General features: G+C 65.5%; 21 protein-coding genes. 7 read left to right on the forward strand and 14 right to left on the reverse strand.

Annotation, left to right across the window (positions count from 1 at the left end; translation table 11 throughout):
• Window positions 1-6: 6 nt before the first annotated feature.
• Complete coding sequence (locus tag ACVJ5M_RS30195; protein ID WP_063983939.1) at window positions 7-891, reverse strand: amidohydrolase family protein; 885 nt, start codon at window positions 889-891, stop codon at window positions 7-9.
• Window positions 892-921: 30 nt separating this feature from the next.
• The gene (locus ACVJ5M_RS30200; protein ID WP_063983940.1) at window positions 922-1632 is read right to left on the reverse strand and encodes a TetR/AcrR family transcriptional regulator; all 711 of its coding nucleotides are present in this window, start codon (window positions 1630-1632) and stop codon (window positions 922-924) included.
• A 114-nt stretch (window positions 1633-1746) separates the two neighbouring features.
• Here ACVJ5M_RS30200 and ACVJ5M_RS30205 point away from each other — a divergent pair, with 114 nt between their 5' ends.
• The 3 genes from ACVJ5M_RS30205 to ACVJ5M_RS30215 all read left to right on the forward strand — a co-directional run bounded on the left by ACVJ5M_RS30205 (window position 1747) and on the right by ACVJ5M_RS30215 (window position 4878).
• Window positions 1747-2724, forward strand: a complete 978-nt coding sequence (locus tag ACVJ5M_RS30205) for a tripartite tricarboxylate transporter substrate binding protein (RefSeq protein ID WP_063983941.1) — start codon at window positions 1747-1749, stop codon at window positions 2722-2724.
• Between the two features lie 10 nt (window positions 2725-2734).
• Window positions 2735-3535 carry an ABC transporter substrate-binding protein gene (locus ACVJ5M_RS30210; protein ID WP_063983942.1) on the forward strand — a complete coding sequence of 267 codons (801 nt, stop codon included), beginning with the start codon at window positions 2735-2737 and terminating at the stop codon, window positions 3533-3535.
• A gap of 92 nt (window positions 3536-3627) precedes the next feature.
• Window positions 3628-4878, forward strand: a complete 1251-nt coding sequence (locus ACVJ5M_RS30215) for a DUF763 domain-containing protein (protein WP_063983943.1) — start codon at window positions 3628-3630, stop codon at window positions 4876-4878.
• Here ACVJ5M_RS30215 and ACVJ5M_RS30220 read toward each other — a convergent pair.
• From ACVJ5M_RS30220 to ACVJ5M_RS30230, 3 genes are all read right to left on the reverse strand, one after another.
• The gene (locus tag ACVJ5M_RS30220) at window positions 4779-6086 is read right to left on the reverse strand and encodes a cytochrome P450 family protein (protein ID WP_063983944.1); all 1308 of its coding nucleotides are present in this window, start codon (window positions 6084-6086) and stop codon (window positions 4779-4781) included. The two genes, ACVJ5M_RS30215 and ACVJ5M_RS30220, sit on opposite strands and share 100 nt — an antisense overlap.
• 89 nt (window positions 6087-6175) lie before the next feature.
• Window positions 6176-6499 carry a hypothetical protein gene (locus ACVJ5M_RS30225; RefSeq protein ID WP_063983945.1) on the reverse strand — a complete coding sequence of 108 codons (324 nt, stop codon included), beginning with the start codon at window positions 6497-6499 and terminating at the stop codon, window positions 6176-6178.
• 106 nt (window positions 6500-6605) lie between these two features.
• On the reverse strand, window positions 6606-7379 hold the full coding sequence (locus tag ACVJ5M_RS30230) for a ferredoxin--NADP reductase (protein WP_063983946.1): 774 nt from the start codon (window positions 7377-7379) through the stop codon (window positions 6606-6608).
• 157 nt (window positions 7380-7536) lie between these two features.
• Between ACVJ5M_RS30230 and ACVJ5M_RS30235 the strand changes: the two genes are divergently transcribed.
• Entirely contained in the window at window positions 7537-8733 is a 1197-nt protein-coding gene (locus ACVJ5M_RS30235; protein WP_456679554.1) for an amidohydrolase family protein, read from the forward strand.
• A gap of 125 nt (window positions 8734-8858) precedes the next feature.
• Window positions 8859-9542: a hypothetical protein gene (locus tag ACVJ5M_RS30240; protein ID WP_063983947.1), complete on the forward strand. Its 684-nt coding sequence runs from the start codon at window positions 8859-8861 to the stop codon at window positions 9540-9542.
• A gap of 4 nt (window positions 9543-9546) precedes the next feature.
• Here ACVJ5M_RS30240 and ACVJ5M_RS30245 read toward each other — a convergent pair whose 3' ends face one another.
• The 9 genes from ACVJ5M_RS30245 to ACVJ5M_RS30285 all read right to left on the reverse strand — a co-directional run bounded on the left by ACVJ5M_RS30245 (window position 9547) and on the right by ACVJ5M_RS30285 (window position 18330).
• Window positions 9547-9936, reverse strand: a complete 390-nt coding sequence (locus tag ACVJ5M_RS30245) for a hypothetical protein (RefSeq protein WP_063983948.1) — start codon at window positions 9934-9936, stop codon at window positions 9547-9549.
• 165 nt (window positions 9937-10101) lie between these two features.
• Entirely contained in the window at window positions 10102-10557 is a 456-nt protein-coding gene (locus ACVJ5M_RS30250; protein ID WP_063983949.1) for a MarR family winged helix-turn-helix transcriptional regulator, read from the reverse strand.
• Window positions 10558-10571: 14 nt separating this feature from the next.
• Window positions 10572-11276 carry an ABC transporter ATP-binding protein gene (locus ACVJ5M_RS30255; RefSeq protein ID WP_063983950.1) on the reverse strand — a complete coding sequence of 235 codons (705 nt, stop codon included), beginning with the start codon at window positions 11274-11276 and terminating at the stop codon, window positions 10572-10574.
• A complete protein-coding gene (locus tag ACVJ5M_RS30260; RefSeq protein ID WP_063983951.1) occupies window positions 11273-12058 on the reverse strand; it encodes an ABC transporter ATP-binding protein in 786 nt (261 codons plus the stop codon). Before ACVJ5M_RS30260 ends, ACVJ5M_RS30255 begins: the two co-directional genes overlap by 4 nt.
• Complete coding sequence (locus tag ACVJ5M_RS30265) at window positions 12055-13944, reverse strand: ABC transporter permease (RefSeq protein ID WP_231144589.1); 1890 nt, start codon at window positions 13942-13944, stop codon at window positions 12055-12057. The genes ACVJ5M_RS30260 and ACVJ5M_RS30265 overlap by 4 nt, the downstream gene beginning before the upstream one ends.
• Window positions 13945-14096: 152 nt before the next feature.
• Entirely contained in the window at window positions 14097-15299 is a 1203-nt protein-coding gene (locus ACVJ5M_RS30270; protein WP_063983953.1) for an ABC transporter substrate-binding protein, read from the reverse strand.
• An 80-nt stretch (window positions 15300-15379) separates the two neighbouring features.
• Window positions 15380-15964: an amino acid synthesis family protein gene (locus ACVJ5M_RS30275; protein WP_063983954.1), complete on the reverse strand. Its 585-nt coding sequence runs from the start codon at window positions 15962-15964 to the stop codon at window positions 15380-15382.
• A 15-nt stretch (window positions 15965-15979) separates the two neighbouring features.
• Entirely contained in the window at window positions 15980-16876 is an 897-nt protein-coding gene (locus ACVJ5M_RS30280; RefSeq protein ID WP_063983955.1) for a UPF0280 family protein, read from the reverse strand.
• Entirely contained in the window at window positions 16873-18330 is a 1458-nt protein-coding gene (locus tag ACVJ5M_RS30285) for a 6-hydroxynicotinate reductase (protein WP_187387735.1), read from the reverse strand. The genes ACVJ5M_RS30280 and ACVJ5M_RS30285 overlap by 4 nt, the downstream gene beginning before the upstream one ends.
• A gap of 250 nt (window positions 18331-18580) precedes the next feature.
• Here ACVJ5M_RS30285 and ACVJ5M_RS30290 point away from each other — a divergent pair, with 250 nt between their 5' ends.
• Entirely contained in the window at window positions 18581-19063 is a 483-nt protein-coding gene (locus ACVJ5M_RS30290) for a (2Fe-2S)-binding protein (RefSeq protein ID WP_063983956.1), read from the forward strand.
• On the forward strand, window positions 19063-22590 hold the full coding sequence (locus tag ACVJ5M_RS30295; RefSeq protein WP_456679555.1) for a molybdopterin cofactor-binding domain-containing protein: 3528 nt from the start codon (window positions 19063-19065) through the stop codon (window positions 22588-22590). Before ACVJ5M_RS30290 ends, ACVJ5M_RS30295 begins: the two co-directional genes overlap by 1 nt.
• The last annotated feature ends 49 nt before the right edge of the window (window positions 22591-22639 follow it).

Below are 22639 nucleotides of genomic sequence, written 5' to 3' on the forward strand. Positions count from 1 at the left end.
GCACCGTCATGTGTCGAACTCGAACAGACGCGCGGGATTATCGACGAGGATCTTCTGCTGGAATTCCGTCTCCGGCGCGAACAGCGGGATCAGGTCAACGAGGTCGCCGTCATTCGGCATCACCTTGACGTTGGGATGCGGCCAGTCGGTGCCCCAGATGACGCGGTCGGGCGCGGTCTCGACGATCTTGCGCGCGAACGGCACCGCGTCCGTGAACGGCGGTCCGGCCGAGGACACCCGCTCCGAGCCGCAGATCTTGACCCAGCATTTCTCGTCGCGCTGCATCAGCTCGATCAGAATCCTGAACGGAAGCTGGTCGAGCCCCTCGGACGCCCTCACCCGTCCCATATGGTCGATGGTGTAGCTCAGTGGCAGCTTTGCCAGCATGTCGGCATATTCGGGCAGATCGATCGCATCGAAATGCAGATCGATGTGCCAGCCGAGCGGCGCGACCATCGCGATGACGCGGTTGAACACGCCCTTGTCGGGGACGCCGCCGAGATGGCGCACGAAATTGAAGCGGCAACCGCGGAAGCCGCCCTCGTGCAGCACCTGGAGGCCACGCTCGGTGATGGTGTCGTCGATATTGGCAACCGCGCGATAGGCGCCATTGCTCTGCGCGATCGCATCGAGCGCGACCGTGTTGTCGGTGCCGTGCACGCTGGCATTGACGATGACGGCCCGCTCGACGCCGAGCTTGGCATGCAGCGCACGAAAATCCTCGAGCGGCGCATCCGGCGGCGTGTAGGAACGGTCAGGTGCATACGGATATGTCGCGCCGGGGCCGAAGATGTGGCAATGCGCATCGCAGGACAGCTTTGGCAGCTCGAACTTCGGCGTGCGAGTATTCGGATCGGGCGGCGGAATGGTCGGCGTGTACATCATCGTCATCACTTGAACCGCCGAGCGAGATCGCTTCTTTCAAGCCTTGCTGCTGACGACCGGCCGCCGCCGTACCGGCGCGGCCTGATCGAGCGCCGGCGCCTGGAAGGCGGCGACGGTGGCCTGCACCAATTGCTCGATGGCGCTGGCGGCATCGCTGCCGTCGGCCTCGCCGCGCGACAGGCGCGAGACGCGATCCGGCGTCACCAGCGAGTAATAGAGTGCGCCGAGCAGGAAGTGGCTGCGCCAGACGATGTCGGTGCGCGGAATATGCGGCAGGCTCTCGTGGACTGCGTCGATGAAGGCATGGCTGGTGTCGTCAAAGGTCTGCGCGATGATTTTTCGCACGACCTCGTTGCCTTCGGCGGACATCACGGCGCGCAGCCGCGTGAAGCGCGCCCCGCCCCCGGCGAGATCGCTGCCCGAGGTGAAGGCCGGCACCACATAGGCGCGCACGATCGCCTCCAGCCGGTCCTGGAGGTCGCGCACGCGCTTGGCTGCGGCGAGCAGCTCGGAACGGCGCAAATTCATCGGCCCGCAATGGCGCTGGTAGATCTCCAGCAGCAGACCGTCCTTGGTCTTGAAATGATAGGTCACACTGCCGGGATTGGCGCCGGCGGCCTGCGCGATGTCGCGCACCGAGACGGCATTGAAGCCGTTGGTGGCGAACAGCTCCTCGGCCGCGGCGAGGATCGCCTCGCGCATGTTCGGCTTGCGGGCCGTTTCCTTGCTGGTGGGCTTGCGTACCATGTGATTTGTACTATCGTACAAAAGATCAGGTCTCGTCAACAAGAACCATGGGCGGCGTCCGGACGGCTCGGAACACCGAGGCAGGATGCGAAAGCCCGCAAGGAGTGCTGGAAAATGCTGGGTTTGAACAAGACAATCGGCGGTTTGATGCTGGGTGCCGGTCTGCTGCTGGGCGGCGCCGCGCAGGCCGCCGACAATTACCCGAGCAAGCCGGTCCATATCCTTGTGCCCTATGCGGCGGGCGGCGCCGTCGACGTGCTCGCGCGTACGCTCGGCCAGGCGCTGGCGAAGACCTGGGGCCAGCAGCCGGTGATCGACAACCGTCCGGGCGCCGGCGGCATCGTCGCCTCGCAGGCGCTGACGCAGGCCGCCCCCGACGGCTACACGCTGATCCTGGTCGCGAGCGGCCATCCGCTCAACCAGTTCATCTATCCGAGCGTGCCCTACGACACGTTCAGGGATTTCACCGCGATCACCGAAGTCGCCTCCTCGCCGCTCGCGATCGTCGTCGCCAAGGACAGCCCCTACAAGACGCTCGGCGATCTCCTCGCCGCCGCAAAGAAGGAGCCGGACAAGCTCTCCTATGGCATGTCCGGCAACGGCACCTCCGCGCATCTCGCCGGCGAGCTGCTCAAATACATGTCCGGCAGCAAGATCGTCGCGATCCCCTACAAAGGCGGCGCACCGGCGCTGACCGCCGTGATCGCTGGCGAGATCCCCCTCAGCATCAATCCGCTGGCGGAAGCGATCGGCCAGCTCGAAGGCGGCCCGGTGCGCGCGCTCGCGGTGACCTCGGCCGAACGCTCCAAGGCGCTGCCGAATGTTCCGACCGTCGCGGAATCAGGCGTCCCCGGCTACGACGTCTCGGTCTGGTGGGGCGTTCTTGGGCCTGCCAAGATGCCGCCGGAGATCGTGGCGAAGCTGGAGACCGATCTGAAGGCGGCGCTGCAGGACCCGAACGTGCTGTCGACGCTGGGCAAGATCGGCGCGGCGCCGGTCGGCTCCTCCGCCAAGGACTTTGACGCCTACATGCACGCCGAGGCGACCAAATGGGAGCCGGTGCTGAAGGCCGCCGACATCCGCGCGCAGTGAGGCTCGTCACATGAGGACCTCTTCCCGGCGATTTGCGCGCACCGCCCTGCTCGCATTTGCAATGACCGGCCTGCTCGGCGCGCCCGCGCGCGCCGATGGCGAAGCAAAACTGCTGGCGCCGAGCGGCAGCTTGCGTGTCGGCATCTATCCGGGCAGCCCGACCTCGATGGTGACGGATGCGGCCGGCCAGCCGCATGGCCTCGCCTACGATCTCGGCGGCGAACTGGCCAAAAGGCTCGGCGTTGGCATCGACTATGTCAGGTTTCAGCGCGTCGCCGACATAGTCACCGCGATCCATGACGGCCAGGTCGATTTCACCGTGACCAACGCCACGCCGGCCCGCGCCAACGAGGTCAGCTTCAGCCAGCCCGTGCTGGCGATCGAGCTCGGCTATCTCGTCCCGGCGAACTCGCCGATCGGCAGGATCGAGGACATCGACAGGCCGGGCGTGAAGATCGGCGTCACCAAGGGCTCGACCTCGGAACGCACATTGCCGGCGAAGTTCAGGAGTGCGACCATCGTTCCCGCGGAAAGCGTCAAGGTCGCCATTGCCATGTTCGGCCGCGGCGAGATCGACCTCTACGCGACCAACAAACCGACGCTGTTCGAGATGTCCGACCAGATGCCGGGCGCGAAAATCCTCGACGGCAATTGGGGCGCCGAGCATATGGCCATCGCGATCCCCAAGGGGCGCGAGGACGCCCTTCCCCTGCTCAACCGCTTCGTCGCGGACGAGCAGTCATCCGGCGTGCTGGACACGATCCAGCAGCAGGCGGGCCTGCGCGGCGCGTCCAAGGCGGCGCGCGAGTAGCTCGCGGACTTGGGTGAGGTGTCCTCCCGCCCTGCCCAATACAGTATTCCCTCGATGCAACCGTCGCCGAACTGCGCTAACTTGCGTCGATCATGACTCGCCGAACCGGCAGCGCCGATCTTCCTCTCCACACCGGGCGGGTTCCGCCATGGCTTGCGAGCCGCATGTCGTCGCTGGGCGCAATCGTCACGCAGGCGATCGTGCATCATTATGGACGCGACGCCTTCCTCCAGCGGCTGTCGCATCCGTTCTGGTTCCAGTCGTTCGGTGCCGTGATGGGGATGGACTGGCACTCCTCCGGCATAACCACCTCCGTGATCGGCGCCCTGAAGCGCGGGCTCGGCCCGCTCCAGGACGAGCTCGGCATCTATGTCTGCGGCGGCCGCGGCCAGCATTCGCGCAAGACGCCTGACGAGCTGTTGCAGCTCGGCGATCGCGTCGGCTTCGACGGTGCGAGCCTCACGCGGGCCAGTCGCCTGGTCGCCAAGGTCGACAGCGCCGCGGTCCAGGACGGTTTTGATCTGTACTTGCATGGCTTCTTCGTCACTGCAGACGCCAAATGGACTGTGGTGCAGCAGGGCATGAACGGCGACAAGCGGCAGGCCCGCCGCTATCACTGGCATTCCGAGGCCTTGAAGAGTTTTGTCGACACGCCGCATAGCGCGATCGACGGACCGCAGCAGGGCGAGATCGTCAATCTCACCGATCACCGCGCCGATGTCTCGCGCGCCGCGCAGCTCGAACTGTTGAGCGGTCTCGGCCCCGATCGCATCCTCGCAGAATTCGAACGCCTCGTTGGGACGGCGCCCGCGCCGGCGCAGGCGATGCTGCCGCATCTGATCATGCCCGCGCATCATGATGTCAGGCCCAAGGACGTGTTCGCACGCCGCCTGCACGGCACGCTGGCCGCCGCGGCCGAACGCGGCCCGGTCGATTTTCCGGAATTGCTGCTGACGCCCGGCGTCGGCGCGCGCACCGTGCGCTCGCTGGCGATGGTCGCCGAGGTCGTGCATGGCGCGCCCTATCGCTTCAACGATCCCGCGCGCTTCTCGCTCGCCCATGGCGGCAAGGACCGGCATCCCTACCCCGTCCCGATCAAGGTCTATGACGAAACCATCCGCGTGCTGAAGGGCGCGATCCAGAACGCCAAGCTCGGACGCGAAGAGGAGATGCAGGCGATCAGGCGCCTCGACGACCAGGCGCGGCGGCTGGAGCGGACTGCCAGCGGTCCGTCGGTCGAGGCCTACATCGCCGGAGAGCGTGAAGCCTCGCCCGATCTCGACGGCCGCTCCGTGTTCGGCTGGGAGCGCGATGTCGTGGCGTCACGGAAATCGACGGGCTGACTGTCCACCGCGACGACCGGCAACTCCGCGATGGCACGCATGCCCGGCCGCTTGCGCCAGTGAATCTGCGCGGGATCGACGGCGAGACCGAGCTTCGGCCATCGCGCAAACAGCGCCTCCAGCGCGCAGGCCGCCTCGATCCGTGCGAGCTGATGGCCGAGACAGAAGTGAATTCCCGTTCCGAATGAGATGTGGCGGTTCGGCTTGCGCGTGAGGTCGGGCCGCTCGGGCTGGTCATGCACCGCCGGATCCATGTTCGCCGCGGCGAGCATGACCATGACGCGATCGCCCTGTTTCAGCGGCACGCCCGCAAGCTCGATATCCCGCCGCACATAGCGCGGCTTGGAAAACTGCACCGGTGACACGAAGCGCAAAAACTCCTCGACGGCGAGCCCGACGCGGCTCCGGTCTTCCTCCAGCCAATCACGCAAGCCCGGATTTCTGAGGAGCTCATAGACCGAGCCGCTGATCAGATGCGTCGTGGTCTCCGATCCTGCCGCGAGCAGCAGGAACACCATCGACACCATTTCGTCCGGCGTGATCTGGCCGCCCTCACGCTCGACCTGAACCAGCTCGGCAATCAGGCCCTCGCCGCCCTGCACCCGTGCGACCTGCAACTGCCGTTCGAGATAGGCGCGCATCTTGCGAAACGCGAGCAGCAGGCGGAAGAAGCTGACGACATTCGTCAGCGACGACATCTTGTTGGCCCAGGCGATGAATCGCGGGCGATCGGCCGCAGGCAGGCCCAGCAATTCGCAGATCACCGACACCGGCAGGATGCGGGCGTAACGCTGGACGAGGTCGGCGGGGCTGCCATCGGCAAACAGGTCGTTCGCCAAGCCGTCGGCGATGGCGCGAATGCGTGGCTCCATCGCCACGATCGCGCGGCGGCGAAAAGCCTCGTCCACGATGCTGCGCAGCCTCGTGTGATCAGGCTCGTCCATCGTCAGCATGTTGTTGGCGATGGTGGTGACCAGTTTTGGCATCCACCAGCGCAGGCCAGCGACTTTGCCGTCCCCCTTGCGCAGCGTGAAGGTGGTGCCGTCCTTCAGGACCTGCGCCGTGGCGTCATGGGTCGTGGTGACCCAGACATCGCCGACCAGAGGAAATCGCGACGCGATCACGGGGCCGGACGCGCGCAGCGCCGCGATCGCCTTGGACGGATCGCGGAAAAAGGCCTCGCTGGTGAAATCGAGGCGCGGTGTCATGGGATCACCGTATTGGTTGGTGGCGCCTCAACCAGATGGTGTGTACGAGGCGACGCGCAAGGGCCGGAACCGCGCGAAAAGAAGAGAGCCTATCCGCGCCCCGGCGAGCGCTGACCGGTCTTGCGCTGCTGATTGGTGTAGGCGTCCCAATGGCTCCAGCTACCGTTGGCGAGGCTTTGCAGATCGGTGCCGAGGGGGCGGCGCGTGCGCTTGTCGTGATCGGCGATCACGCGCTCGGACTGCGCGATCTTGCGCTTGAATTCCGCGATCGCCTTCTGGGTCTGCCCGTCCCGCTTCGAAGACGCGATCTCGCCCATCGTGAAGCGCGCGGTCTCGAGCGCCTTCAACTCGGCGCGGTTCTTCTTCAACTGAACCCGGTGCCAGGCGATGTTGCTGTCGCTGTCCGCAACCATGTGGGAACTCCGCTGATTCGTTCCCACAGTGTATCGCGCGCGGAATCGGCGCCGCAACGCCCGCCAAACGGCGAAAATACGGTCTTATTGCGCGAAAAATCCGCGATCAGCGCTCGGCAAAGGCCTTTTCGACCACGAATTGGGCCGGCTCGCCGTGATTGCCCTCAATGAGGCCGCGCTCGCCCAGGAGCACGCGGGTGTCAGCGACCAGTGCCGGGCTGCCGCAGATCATGACCCGGTCATGGGCGGCTTCCAGCGGCGGCAGGCCGATATCGGCGAACAGCTTGCCGGACGTGATGAGGTCGGTGATGCGGCCGCGGTTGCGGAAGGGATCGCGGGTCACGGTCGGATAGTAGATCAGCTGATCGCGGATGTACTCGCCGATCAGTTCGTCCTTTGGCAGCGTCTCGGTGATCATCTCGCCATAGGCGAGCTCCTTCACGTGCCGGCAGCCGTGCAGCAGCACGACCTTCTCGAACCGCTCATAGGTCTCGGGGTCCTTGATCACGCTCAGGAACGGCGCGAGGCCCGTGCCGGTGCCGATGAGGTAGAGGTTGCGGCCCTCTTCGAGATTGTCGATCACCAGCGTGCCGGTGGCCTTGCGGCTGACGATGATCTCGTCGCCTTCCTTCAGATGCTGGAGGCGCGAGGTCAGCGGACCGTCCGGCACCTTGATCGAGAAGAACTCAAGCGTGTCCTCGTAATTGGCGCTGGCGACGCTGTAGGCCCGCAACAGCGGCTTCTCGCCGACCTTGAGCCCGATCATGGTGAATTCGCCGTTGCGGAAACGGAAGGTCGGGCTGCGGGTGGTCTTGAAAGAGAACAGCGTGTCGGTCCAGTGGTGGACGCTCAAAACGCTTTCCTGATTGAAATTGCTCATCTCACCTTCCCTGTCGCTTCCAATGCGGTTCCGAGGCGGGCAGCTATGCGTCGTTTGTACACGATCATTCGTGTACTAATGAATAATCCTGCTTGCTCCCGGGGTCAAGGCTGCCCAAGATCGCGAGCGTTGCAGTTAGGAACAAGGAGCCCCTTCCATGGCGCATGACGCCCCCCAGGCCACCGGACCCTCGAAGCTCGTGATCCGGAATATCGGCCTGATCCTGTCCGGCGCCCTGGAAAAGCCGATCCTGGACGGCGACACCATCGTCGCCGAGAACGGCAAGATCACTGCGATCGGCCGCTTCAAGGACCTCAACACCGAAGGCGCGACCACCATCGTCGAGGCCAACGGCACCACGGTCGCGCCCGGCCTGATCGACAGCCATGTCCACCCTGTGGCGGGCGACTGGACGCCGCGCCAGAACCAGATCGGCTGGATCGACAGCAATTTGCATGGCGGCGTCACCACGATGATCTCCGCCGGCGAGGTGCACATGCCCGGCCGCCCGCGCGACGTCGTCGGGCTGAAGGCGATGGCGATCTTCGCCCAGCGCGCATTCTGGAATCTGCGCCCGGGCGGCGTGAAGGTTCACGCCGGCGCACCGGTGATCGAATGCGAGATGGTCGAGGAGGATTTCAAGGAGTTGGCCGCGGCCGGCGTCAAGCTGCTCGGCGAGGTCGGCCTCGGCGGCGTCAAGGACGGCCCGACGGCACGCAAGATGGTCGGCTGGGCCCGCAAATACGGCATCCAGAGCACGATCCACACCGGCGGCCCTTCGATCCCCGGCTCCGGCCTGATCGACAAGGACGTGGTGCTGGAGGCCGACACCGACGTGGTCGGCCACATCAATGGCGGCCACACCGCGCTGCCCGACGACCAGATCCGCTGCATCTGCGAGGGCTGCAAGCGCGGCCTCGAGATCGTTCACAACGGCAATGAGCGCTCGGCCCTTTTCACGCTGCGCATCGCACGCGAGATGGGCGACCTGCACCGCGTCATCCTCGGCACCGACGCTCCGGCCGGCTCCGGCGTGCAGCCGCTCGGCATTCTGCGCATGGTCTCGATGCTATCCTCGCTCGGTGACCTCCCGGCCGAGATCGCGTTCTGCCTTGCCACCGGCAACACCGCGCGAATGCGTCAGCTCGATTGCGGCCTGATCGAGGTCGGCCGCTCGGCCGATTTCGTCATCATGGACAAGGCGCAGCACTCGCCCGGCAAGACCATCCTGGAGAGCGTGCAGCTCGGCGACCTCCCCGGCATCGGCATGACCATCATCGACGGCATCGTGCGCACCCAGCGCAGCCGCAACACCCCGCCGGCCGGCTGGGTGCCGGAAGTGGTGGCGAAGTGACGCAGCCGGAGCAGCTCGCCGCTTCGCGTCGCGCCTCCAAGGCATTGAACAAGTCTGCTGCCTGCTGCGTCTAACGCAGGCAGCCCTCGGCGGCGGCAGTTCATTGCTGGACCATCGAGGGAGACATGAAAAGTTCGCTGCGGATTGCCGCCGGCATCGCCGGTGCGGCGGCAGGCTTCATCGCCATGATCGGGCTGCTCGAGCTGACCGGCTTCGGCAATCGTGCAGACCCGATCACGACGGGGCTGGTCGCCCTGTTCGCCATCGCCCCCATCGGCGCAGTGATCGGCCTGGTGCTCGCCACCAAGCTGGCGACACGCAAGGACGACAATAGCGGCGGCCTCGCACGCAACAGCCTGAAGTCACTCGGCGTCGTCGTCCTGCTCTGCCTCGCCGCCGGTGTCACTTACGCCGTCTACGCATATACGACCGCCACGCCCTGGCTCAATCCGAACGCCAGCAATCCACTGCTCGTGTTCGAGGTTCGCTTTCCGGCCGGAGCAACGGTGCCGACGTCACCGCAAGGCATTGCAATCGAATTGCAGACCGACCTCAACACCATGCCGGGCGAGCTAAGTCCGGCCGGCTTCCGTCGTGATGGCGACCACCCCGTCATCGCAGGCGAAGTCGAGCTTGCCTTTAGGACCTCGCACCGGCAGCTCACCGTCAACATCCAGGGCCAGCCGAGCCGGATCTATCCGATCGATCTGACGGCCCGGGCGCCGCATACGCCGGAGTTCGGCACGTGGCGACGGCTCGCCGACGGCAGCGAAATCCGCTACCGCGCCAAATGGCCGGGGAAGACGTAAGGAATCAGCGCTTCTTTGCGATCTCACAGCGCACGTAGGTCTGGCGCTTGGCCTGGCCGACCGGGCCATTCTCGATCACCAGCCGGCCATCCGCCGCAACGGAGACTCGGGGATTGGCGCGAAACTTTTCGCCCTCGCCTTCGCAGGCAAGCCGCATCTTCCAGCTTTGCTTGCCGTCTGCGGTGATCTCGCCGGCGCGGCAGCGCGTCTCGTACCAATACAGGCGGTTGCCGCCTTCGATGCTCATCCGGCTGGCGCTGTCCTGATCACGGCAATCCTTCTTGGTTGACGCCCAGAAGCCCTCGTAGGGCTGTGCGGCAAAGGCGGCAGTGCAGCTGCTCGCCAACGCGGAAGTAAGACTCAGAACCATCGCAAATCGCGTGACTGCTCGCATGACGACAACCTCGATAAACCCTTCATCGACGTTAGTCGCCAGTTCCCGCCCCTTGTTCAACTGCCGTAGGGTGGGCAAAAGGCGCGAAGCGCCGTGCCCACCATCTTTGCGACTTGAGGAAGAACGGTGGGCACGCTTCGCTTTGCCCACCCTACGAGACCGTCCTCACCGCAGCTTGTTCAACAGCGCCATCAGCATCTCGCGCTCCCTGGCGTCGAGCGGCGCAAGCGTTTCCCGGGTGATCGCGAGCGCACTCGGCGCGACCTTCTCCGCAAGCTGCTGACCGGCGCGCGTCAGGCTGACCAGAAGCCGCCGTCCGTCCTCGGGATCCTGGCTGGTCTCGGTCAGGCCTCGTGCGGTCAGGCGGTCGATCACGCCCTTGATGGTCGCGACATCCATCGCCGTCAGCCGCCCGAGCTGGTTCTGCGAGCATGGCCCAGTCTCGGCCAGCTTCGACAATGCCGCCCATTGCGTCGGCGTGAGATTGGTGCCGATGTCGCGCGAGAAGATCGAACTGTGGCGCTGCCAGACCTGACGCAGGATGAAGCCGACCTGCTCGTCGAGCACGTAAGACGATTTTGCCGGTTTGACGCTTTTCTTCGCCGCAACGCTTCTTGCCATCCGCTCCCCGCCCCTCACAACGACAGATGCGCGTCGCGGACATCCGGACGCGCGTCGAGCTCGGCCATGGTGCCGCCGAAGCAGATGCGGCCACGCTCGATGATATAGGCGCGGTCGGAGATCAGCCGCGCAAAGTGCAAATTCTGCTCGGACACCACGATGCTGACGCCTTCCTTCTTCATGGTCAGGATGGCATCGACCATCTGCTCCACGATCTTCGGCGACAGCCCTTCCGAGGGCTCGTCCAGCAGCACCAGCGAGGGATTGCCCATCAGCGTGCGCGCGATGGTGAGCATCTGCTGCTCGCCGCCGCTCATGCGGCCGCCCGGACGATTTTTCATCTCACCCAGGTTCGGAAACAGCGCGAACAGTTTTTCGCGGGTCCAGTGCGGGGCGTTCGGGCGCTTCGGCTGGCGGCCGACTTCGAGATTTTCTTCCACCGTCAGATCGGTGAAGATGCGCCGCTCCTCCGGCACATAGCCGAGCCCGTCGCGCACGATTTCATGCGTCGGGCGCGCCGAGACATCCTTGCCCTCGAACATGATACGGCCGGTTCGCTGCGCGACCAGACCTACGATCGAGCGGAAGGTCGTCGACTTGCCGGCGCCGTTGCGGCCGAGCAACGCCACCACCTCGCCCTCGCCGACCTCGAAACCGATGTCGAACAGGATATGCGCCGGGCCGTAATGGCTGTTGAGGTCTTGCACCGTGAGCTTCATGCGGAGGCTCCATGCCCGGCATCGTAAAGCAGGCCCTCGCCGAGATAGACGGCCTGCACCTGCGGATTGCCGCGCACCTCGGCCGGCGAGCCTTCGGCGATCAGCGTGCCGCGGTTGAGTACGATAATGCGGTCGGCATGCTCGAACACCACGTCCATGTCGTGCTCGGTGAAGAGCACGCCGATCGATTTTTCCCGCGCGATCTGCGCCGTTAGCCGCATCAGGTCGACGCGCTCGCGCGGCGCCATGCCGGCGGTTGGCTCGTCCATCAGCAGCAGCTTGGGCTCGTTGGCAAGCGCCACCGCAAGCTCGAGCCGCTTGAGGTCGCCATAGGCAAGCTCGCCGCAGGGACGATCGGCGTAGCCGCCCATGCCGACGAGCTCGAGCAGCCGCCCGGCCTCGCCGCGGTCGAAGTTCGGCGCCGAGCCGAAGAGATTGAACAGCTGCTTGCCATGCGAGATCAGCGCGACCTGCACGTTCTCGCGCACGGTCATCGTCGCGAAGGTTGCGGTGATCTGGAAAGTGCGCCCGACGCCGAGCCGCCAGATCTCGCGCGGCTTCTTGCCGGTGGTCTCCTCGCCCAGCAGGCGGACATGGCCGGTATCAGGCTTGTTCTGGCCGTTGAGCATGTCGAAACAGGTGCTCTTGCCCGCGCCGTTCGGGCCGATCAACGCCAGAATTTCGCCTGATCGCAGCGAGAACGAGACGCCACGCACGGCGTGGATGCCGCCATAGGATTTGGACAGGCCTTCAACCGCGAGAAGTGGGGGTGCGACGCTCATTCGACGGACTCGATCGGCTTGGCAAGCAAGGGAGATCCCGGCGGCGATGTCTTCCTGCGCCGCTGCGCCAGCATCTCCAGCGTGCCGACGATGCCCTTGGGGAAGACGACGACGATCAGCACGATGAAGCCGCCGAGCACGAGCTTTGACAGGTCGGTCTGGCTGACCAGCCAGATGTTGAGCGCCTTGTAGACGATGGCGCCGATCACCGCACCCGACACCGTCTCGACGCCGCCGAGCAGCACCATGACGAGCGCGTCGACCGACAGCGAGATCCCGAGATTGTCGGGGAAGACGCTGCCCTTGAGGTAGGCGAACAGCGCGCCGCCGATGCCGGCGGTCGTGCCTGCGATCACGAACGCCGTCCACTGGATGCGCTTGGCATTGATGCCGACCGCCTCGCTGCGCAGAGGCGAGTCGCGCGTGGCCCTGAGTGCGTAGCCGAACGGCGAGAATACCATGGCCCGAAGCGCGACCGTCACGAGTGCCGCAACGCCGAGCGCCAACCAATAGAAATGCCCCGGGCTCGCCGCCCAGCTTGACGGCCAGACGCCGAGTATGCCGTTGTCGCCGCCCGTTACACTCACCCACTGGAACGCGATCGACCAGACGATCTGCGCAAACGCAAGCGTCAGCATCGCGAAATAGACGCCGGAAAGCTGCACCGCGAAGAAACCGAACACGGCAGCGCCCATGCAGCCCAGCAGCGGCCCGAGCAGCAGGCACACGACCATCGGCAGCCCGGCCATCTTGGCGAGGAAGGCGACGCCGTAGGCGCCGAGACCGAAATAAGCGGCATGCCCGAAGGACGCGAGCCCACCGACCGACATCAGGAAATGCAGGCTGACGGCGAAGATCACGAAGATCGCAATCTCCGAACCGACTGTGAGAACATAATTGCCGGCGAACAGCGGCAACGTCGCCGCGATGACGAGCGCGGCAAGCGCCGCGAGCCGCTCGTTCGACGTCAGCGGCCGCCAGGGATTAACAGTGAGGCCTGGTGTCTTGCGCGCGGGCGCCTCGGGCTTGCCGAACAGACCCCAGGGCCGGACGATCAGCACCACCGCCATCACCAGGAAGACCAGGATGATGGAGATCTTCGGGAAGATCAGGATGCCGAAGGCGTTGAGCTCGGAGACCAGCACCGCCGCAACGAAGGCGCCGACGATGCTGCCGAGGCCACCGATCACGACGACGACGAAGACCTCGACGATGATCCGCAAATCCATGGCGTGATGCACGGCATCGCGCGGGATCTGGAGCGCGCCGCCGAGTGCGGCGAGGAAGACGCCGACCGCAAACACGGATGTGAACAGCCATTTCTGGTTGACGCCAAGCGCTGCGACCATGTCGCGGTCCTGCGTCGCCGCGCGCACCAGCACGCCCCAGCGCGTGCGCTGGAACAGCAGCCAGAGAATGCCGAGTACGACCGGGCTGAGCACGATCAGGAACAAATCGTAGCTCGGGATGTTCTGGCCGAAGAAATCGATGGCGCCCTTGAAGCCCGGCGCGCGGCGGCCGACGAGATCGTCGGGGCCCCAGATCAGCACGACGAGATCCTCGACCATCAAGGTCAGGCCGAAGGTCGCAAGCAGCTGGAACAGCTCGGGCGCGTGATAGATGCGGCGCAGCAGCACCATCTCGACGATGACGCCGATCAAGGCCACGGCAAACGCGGCGACGACGATCCCACCCCAGAAGCCGAACGCACCCGAAAGCCGCTCCGTCAGCGTGAAGGCGATGTAGGCGCCGATCATGTAGAAGGCGCCATGCGCGAAATTCACGATCCGCGTCACGCCGAAGATGATCGACAGGCCCGAGGCCACCAGGAACAGCGACGCTGCGCTGGCGAGACCGGTCAGAAACTGTACGACATAAAAGGCCATCGGCGGTCCGGGTTAAGAATAAGTCTCAGTATGGGGCTTCATCCTTCGAGACGGCGCTACGCGCCTCCTCAGGATGAGGTCCGGGACCCTCATGGTGAGGAGCGCGGCAACGCCGCGCGTCTCGAACCACGAGGCCCCGGTTCCTCTTCACATCAGTCCTTCGGACGCAGCTTATCGACTTCGGCGTCGCTCGGCAGATAGTCCGAGCCCTTCTTGTAAGAAGAATCCACCATCACGCCCTTGCCGTCCTTCAGCGCGGTCTTGCCGACATAGGCACCGAGCGTCGACTGGTGGTCGATCTTGCGGAAGGTGATCTCGCCGAACGGCGACGGCATCGACAGCCCCTCCGCCGCGGCGATCAGTTTCTCCGGATCGGTCGAGCCGGCCTTCGCAAGGATCGCAGCGGCCGCCTTGATGGTCTGGTAACCGACGATCGAGCCCAGGCGCGGATAGTCGTTGTACTTGGCCTGGTAGGCCTTCAGGAACGCGTCATGCTCGGGCGTCTTGATCGAGTACCAGGGATAGCCGGTCACGATCCAACCCTCCGGCGTCTCGTCCTTGAGCGGATCGAGATATTCGGGCTCGCCAGTCAGGAACGATACGACCTCGCGCCCCTTGAACAGGCCGCGGGTGTTGCCTTCACGCACGAGCTTCACGAGGTCGGCGCCGAAGGTGACGTTGAGGATCGCTTCGGGATTGGCCGCGGCAACCGCCTGCACCACCGGACCCGCGTCGATCTTGCCCTGGGGCGGCCACTGCTCGTCGACCCACTGGATGTCGGGGCGCTTCTCCGACATCAGCTTCTTGAACACCGCGACCGCGGACTGGCCGTATTCATAGTTCGGCGCGATGGTCGCCCAGCGCTTGGCCGGCAGCTTGCTGGCTGCTTCCACCAGCATCGCCGCCTGCATGTAGTTGGAGGGGCGCAGACGGAAGGTGTACTTGTTGCCCTTGGACCAGGTGATGGCATCCGTCAGCGGCTCGGCCGCGAGGAAGAACACCTTCTTCTGGTTGGCGAAGTCGCTGACGGCGAGGCCGATGTTCGACAGGAACGTACCCGTCAGCATCGCAACACCCTCGCTGGAGACGAGCTCGTTGGCAGCGGTCTGCGCATCGGCCGGCTTGCCGCCGTCGTCCTTGGAGACGACGACGAGCTTCTTGCCGTTGATGCCGCCGGCCGCGTTGACCTGTTCGACTGCGAGCTGCCAGCCCTTGCGATAGGGCTCGGTGAACGCCGGCAACAGCGAGTAGCTGTTGATCTCGCCGATCTTGATCTCCTGCGCCACGGCCGAATGAGCCATGCCGCCCGCCAGCAGCGCGAAGGCCGCGCCCACAAAAGTGTTTCTCGCTCGCATCCCAACCTCCAGTTTTGAACTCTCTACGTCTTCAGCGTGATCTTGTCGGAGAAGCTATGCCCGCCTCCCCGGTTCAAACTCTATTTCAAACCGTCTTCACCCTTCACTTCCGCAACCGTCAGCCCGCCGACGCGCGGCAAGGGACGGCCGCTATCGGTGACGGCGACCGCGACCATGATCTCGTTGGCGCGCGGCGCGTCGTTGATCTGCACCTCCATGCCGTCGAAATGGCTGCGCACGAAGGCTGCGTCCTTGTGCCCGAGCGGAATGTCCAGCGTCGTGCCCGGGCCGCTGCGCTTCTTCGACGATGGGATCAGCGCCGCGCCCTTGCTCAGGACCTTGCGCACCGGAGCGCCCATCTTCGGATGCAGGATAGCCGCCGCATGCTCCAGCTCGCCGTTCTCGCCGACAGCCGCGGCCTTGCCGTAGCTTTGCGCCTTCGCGCCATCGATGCCCAGCGCCGCCACCGCGCGCTTCGCCAGGAGCTCGCCGAGCTCCTCGCCGATCGCGATCAGGGGCGAGAGATCCTCGACATATTTGCCGGCAAAGGGATTTTCGATCACGGCGATCGCCGCTGCGCGCCGCGTCGGCGGCGAGACCTGGCGGCCCATTTCCATCTGCGTCTCTTCGACGACGGTGACGATCTTGCGGATGATCGCGCTCATGTTTCGCTTCCCTGTTCAGGCATAGACCGCGTTCTCCAGCATGCGCGGGCGCGTTCGTTGCTCTTCCATATCCCTGGTTCCGATGACAAGCATATCACCACAAAGCTGCAACACGGCACCCTCGATCAATCCACGATCGAACAATTGCCGTGCACATTCCGCGCCAGATTCCAGCGCGGCCGCGATCTCGCTCTGCGACAATTCACCGACATCGCGGGTGACGAGACGCGCGCCGAGGTCGCTGTCGGGCTGAAGCTCGTTCGCAGACTTTCTGATGATGGCGGGATGCCCGGGCAGATCGACGGCATTGGCGATGACCGTCGCGGCCGCATCGGCCTGCGATGCGGTGGCAGCCAGCACCGTGACCGCGTCGGCAATGCCGAGCGAAAAGCTGCGGCCGTGACGCCCGCTGGTCGCGATGCCGCGCACGGGATCACCTGAGTAGACCCTCATCTTGCGCAGCACGCCGGCACGATCAGGCCGATCCATCAGGCCGACCGAAAAATGCTCGCCCTCGCCGAGATGCAGCGCGATATCGCCGCCATTGTTGACATAGGCCTGATCGAGCGTCGCAGCGCCCAGCATGGCGCCAAGAATCTCCTCTGCAACGCTGCCGGCAACCGCGGCCATCGGCGTAATGAAGCAATCGGCGGCATAGGGTGCGACAGCAGCGTGCATCCGACGCGCCACCACGCCTTTTAGCGAAGTTTGCTTTTCAGCGGCCGTCCGCAGTTCCGGCAATTCCGCGCAGAGTTCGTCGAGCAGTCCGGTGAAATGCTGCGCCGCTGCCTCATAGGCCGCACGCACTGCGTCAGCGCGCCCCCTCGCCTCCACGATCAGATCAATCGGTCCATCCTGCAAATGCAGCCGCCGGCCACCAGACAGCAATGCGATTTGCGGGAGCCTGGTCATGCCCAGCGCCCTGGAATCGGATTCTGCCAGGGCAATTGGCGGACGTCGTCACCGCTCTGCACCTCGGACAGCGGCTTCACATAATCCATGTGCCCGCCGAGCGCGGCATAGTCGGACAGCTTCATCGTGAACTCGATCGGCGCGACCAGCGCCGGGGTCGGCACATAGCCGAACGCGCCTGAAGGCATCTGTGTCACGTCGACCATGTAGGTGATGCCGCCGCCCGGCCAGACATAAACAGGCGCGCCGCCGCTGGTGACGCGCGTCAGCGCGTCCTTCACCGAACGCGTCAGCCGCACCGGATTGTCGGTGACGCCGGCGCGCAAGGAGCCGCCGGCCCCCGCCATGAACAACACCGTGCACAGCGCCGGCTCGCAATTCTCCTGGATGCGCTCGACCGAGAACTTCAGGTCATCAGGCATCTCGGTTTCGACCGGCTTCAGGGCCTCGTCGAGCACATAGTAAGACGAGTGCTCGCCGGTCGTGGAGACCATCAGCATGGAGAGACCAGGCTTGGCTTCCTTGGCGTCGAACGGCCCGAGAATCGCCAGCGGATCGGAAATGTTGGTGCCGCCCCACCCCGTGCCGGGATCGGCGACCTGGAAATAGCGGCCCGGCGTCGAGCGGCGGCCCTTCATCTTGATGCCGGTGTCGGCGATGTCGAGCAGCTTGCCGGCCTGGTGCTCCGAGAGCACGCCGGTGATGTGGTCGTCGACGACGACGACCTCGTCGACCTTGCCGTGCCATTGCTTGGCGAACATGCCAATCGTCGCCGAGCCGCAGCCGACGCGCATGCGCTCTTCCTTCATGCCGTTGACGATCGGCGCCTGGCCGGCCTGCACCACCACGCTTGCGCCGCCGTCGATGGTGAGCTCGACCGCCTTGCAATTGGCGAGATCCATCAGCGTATCGCAGGTGACGCGGCCCTCTTTCTTGGAGCCGCCGGTGAGATGATGCACGCCGCCGAGCGACAGCATCTGCGAACCGTATTCGCTGGTGGTGACGTGGCCGACCGCCTCGCCCTGCGCGCGAACGGTCGCGGTTTCCGGGCCGAGATAGCGGTCGGTGTCGATCTTCACCTTGATGCCGCAATAGGAGAAGATGCCCTCGGTGACGACAGTCACCATGTCGACGCCATCGATCTCGGACGAGACGATGAAGGGCGCCGGCTTGTAGTCGGGATAGGTCGTGCCCGCACCGATCGCGGTGACAAAGGTAGAGGGCTCGTGGACGATCTTGCCGTCCCAGTCTTCGGTGCGGCTGAACGGAACGAGCTTCCCGCCATGCGAGACGGTGCGTTCCAGGATCACGTGCGGGTCGACGCGGACGAGCTTGCCGTCGTGGTTGGCATAGCGGTCGCAGGCGCCCGCCGCGCCCGGCTTGATGTAGCACATCACCGGACAGGCATCGCAACGGATCTTGTCGATGGCGGCGCTCGTCGTTTCAGTCACCATGTCCAAAGCCAGTCGACTGCGGTTATCATTCGTATACGAACGATGTTGCGCGCCCTCCCGAAGGCTGTCAAGCGGCGGTGCGGCGCAAAAGATGCGGCTGCCGCATAAAACCCCATTTGCCTATCCGCTCTGTCCACAAAGAAGGCAGTCGCGCTGCAGTGCGGCATGCGCGGCTTGCACGTTTGTGTACAAACGGTATCGTCGCGACGTAGGTTTTGATGAGCACTTGGCCACGGGCTTGGGAACGAGGATGACGCAGACACCGATCCGCCTCACCGTGAACGGCAGGATCCACGAGATCACGGCAGCGCCGCAGACACCGCTGCTCTATGTGCTGCGCAACGACCTCGCGCTCAACGGTCCGAAATATGGCTGCGGCTTGGGCGAATGCGGCACCTGCACTGTCCTGATCGACGGCGCCGCCGCGCGCTCCTGCGTGATTCCCGTGAGCGGCTGTGCAGGCCGCGACATCCTGACGCTCGAAGGGCTCGGCACGCACGACAAGCCGGATGTGGTGCAGCAGGCCTTCATCGACGAGCAAGCCGCGCAATGCGGCTATTGCCTTAACGGCATGATCATGACCACCAAGGCGTTGCTCGCGATCAACCCGCAGCCGACCGAACAGGAGGCGCTGGCGGCGCTGCGCTACAATCTCTGCCGCTGCGGCACCCATGTCGAGATCCTGCGCGCGGTGATGCGCGCATCCGGCCAGATCACTGAGGCCGTTGATTGATGGCCTCCCCTCTTTCGAACGGAGCTGAGCGGCAATCCGGTTCGCTCGTCGTCGTCCGCACCGTGGACGAAGTCACGTCCGAAACCTTCGTCCGCATCACCGCGGATGGATCGGTCTCGGCCTATAACGGCCATGTCGATCTCGGCACCGGGATCCGCACCGCACTCGGCCAGATCGTCGCCGAAGAGCTGGATGTGTCCTTTGCGCGCGTCGTCGTGGTGCTCGGCGATACCGCCGTGGTTCCAAACCAGGGCGCGACGATCGCGAGCGAGACCATCCAGATCACCGCCGTCCCCCTGCGCAAGGCCGCCGCGCAAGCGCGGCACTTTCTGATCGCGCGCGCAGCCGAGCGGCTGGAGCTGCCGGCCAGCGACCTCAAGATCGAAGACGGCCTCGTGCGCGGGCACAACCGCAGCGTCAGCTATGGCGAACTGATCGGCGGCGAGACCATTCGCCTCGAGCTTGCCGACGACGTCGCACTCAAGTCCGTTGGCGACTACGCCATCGTGGGCCAGTCGACGCCCCGCGTCGACCTGCCCGCCAAGGCGACGGGCGAGTTGACCTTCGTGCACGACATTAGGGTGCCCGGTATGCTGCACGGCCGGGTGGTGCGTCCGCCCTATGCCGGCGTCGATGCCGGGCCGTTCGTCGGCACCAGCCTGATCGCGGTGGATGAGGCCTCGGTACGCGACATTCCCGGCATCATTGCCGTCGTGCGCATCGGCGATTTCGTCGGCGTGGTCGCCGAGCGCGAGGAGAACGCGATCCGCGCGGCGGAGCAGCTCGCGGTGAGCTGGAAGCCGACACCTCATCTAACCGATCTCGCCGACGTCGAGACCGCGCTGCGCGCCCATCCATCGACGCCGCGCACGCTGATCGACAAGGGCGATGTCGATGCTGCGATATCGGGCGCGGCCAAGCCGATGCAGCGCACTTATGTGTGGCCGTACCAGATGCACGCCTCGATCGGGCCGTCCTGCGCAGTCGCCGATGTCCAGGACGGCGACATCCGCGTCTGGTCCGGCACGCAGAACCCGCATGTCCTGCGCAGCGATCTGGCGCTCCTGATCGAGCGTCCCGAGAGCGAGATCGAGGTGATCCGCCTGGAGGCCGCCGGCTGCTACGGCCGCAACTGCGCCGATGACGTCACCGCGGACGCGCTGCTGCTGTCGCGCGCCGTCGGCCGGCCCGTGCGCGTGCAGCTGACGCGCGAGCAGGAGCACGCCTGGGAGCCCAAGGGCACGGCGCAGCTCATCGACGTCAATGGCGGGCTCGACGCGGACGGCGGCGTCGCCGGCTACGACCTCGCCACGCGCTACCCTTCCAACGCTGCGCCGACATTGGCGCTGCTGTTGACGGGGCGAATCTCGCCGGTGGCCGATGTGCTCCACATGGGCGACCGCACCGCGATTCCGCCTTACGACTACGACCACATGCGCGTCGTCGCCCACGACATGGCGCCGATCGTGCGCGCGTCCTGGTTTCGCGGTGTCTCGGCGCTGCCGAACACGTTCGCGCATGAATCCTATATCGACGAGGCCGCGACCGAGGCCGGCGTCGATCCGATCGAATACCGCCTGCGTTACCTGAAGGACCAGCGCGCCGTCGATCTCGTCAATGCGGTGGCCGAGCGCGCGGGCTGGACGCCCCGGCCTGTCCGCGAAGAGAAAAACGGCGACATCGTGCACGGGCGCGGCTTTGCCTATGCGCTCTATGTCCACAGCAAGTTTCCCGGCTATGGTGCGGCGTGGTCGGCCTGGATTGCCGACGTTGCGGTGAACAAGTCCACCGGCGATGTCAGCGTCACGCGCGTCGTCGCCGGGCAGGACTCCGGCCTGATGATCAATCCGGACGGCGTGCGCCACCAGATCCACGGCAACGTCATCCAGTCCACCAGCCGCGCGCTGATGGAGGAGGTTTCGTTCGAGCGCGGCGCGGTGGCGGCGCGCGAATGGGGCGCTTATCCGATCATCCCGTTCCCCGACGTGCCCAAGATCGACGTGCTGATGTTGCCGCGTCAGGACCAGCCGCCGCTCGGCGTCGGCGAGTCCGCCTCGGTGCCGAGCGCAGCCGCGATCGCCAACGCGATCTTCGATGCCACCGGCGTGCGCTTCCGCGAGCCGCCGTTCACGCCCGAGCGTATCCTGAGGGGGTTGCACGCTGAAACATCGCCCGTGCCGCAAGCCCTGCCCGCGCCCGCTGCGCCGCCGCCGTCACGCATCTGGCAGAATCCGTTCGCCAAGCGCGCCGGCATCTTCGCGACGATCGCGGCCGTCTGCACCGCCGCGATCGGCGTCGGCGCGGCCCTCTTGCCCGGACGCGCCATCGCGCCGATCGCGCGGCCTGATGCCTCGGTCTATTCCGCGGCGACGATCGCGCGCGGAGAGCAACTCGCAGCACTCGGCAATTGCGCGGAGTGCCACACCAGCCTCAATGGCGTGCTCAACGCCGGCGGCCGCGCACTTCAGACGCCGTTCGGCACGATCTACTCAACCAACATCACGCCTGACGTCGAGACCGGCATCGGCGCCTGGTCCTATCCCGCCTTCGAGCGCGCGATGCGCGACGGGCTGCACCGCGACGGACGGCAGCTCTACCCCGCCTTCCCCTACACCCATTTCGCCAAGACCAGCGACGCCGACATGCAGGCGCTCTACGCCTACCTGATGACCCAGCCTTCGGTTCGCGCCACAGCGCCGGCGAATGCGCTCGCCTTCCCGTTCAACCTCCGCCCGCTGCTTGCGGGCTGGAATGCCCTGTTCCACAGGACGAGCGAATTCAAGCCCGATCCCGCCAAATCCGAGCAGTGGAACCGCGGCGCCTATCTCGTCGAGAGCCTCGGCCATTGCACCGGGTGTCATTCGCCGCGCAACGCGCTCGGCGCGGAGCAGCGCAATGCGTATCTCGCGGGTGGATTTGCCGAGGGCTGGGAAGCGCCGGCCCTGACCTCGCTCTCGCATGCGCCGATTCCATGGAGTGAAGACGAACTCTTCGCCTATTTGCGCACCGGCCAGTCGCGTTATCACGGCGTGGCGGCCGGTCCGATGGCGCCGATCGTCAGGGATCTCACGGCGCTACCCGACCAGGACATCCGCGCGATGGCGATCTACCTCAACTCGTTCAACGACCCCGCAACCGATACGCAGACGCAGGATGCGCTCGCCGCGAAGCTCGAAGGCGCAACGCAAGTCGCGACCGCCGCTTCCACCGGAGCGCGGCTCTATCAGGGCGCCTGCGCCGTCTGCCACGAGGTCGGCGGCCTGCCGCTGTTCGGCAGCCGGCCCTCGCTCGCGCTCAACAGCAATCTGCACAGCAGAATGCCGGACAATCTTGTCCAGGTGATCCTGCACGGCGTCACCGAGCCCGTCTCCAGCGACCTCGGCTACATGCCCGCCTTCAAGAACAGCATGAGCGACGCACAAGTCGAAGAGCTCGTCACCTTCCTGCGCCGGCAGTTCGCGCCGGACAAGCCGGCCTGGACCGGCGTCCGCGAGACGATCGCGCGCGTGCGCACCTCAACGCATTGATGGAGCACGACCTAATCGGAAAGCCGCTTCACACTTTGCGCTAACGCGG

This window comes from Bradyrhizobium sp. S3.7.6 (assembly GCF_054061875.1).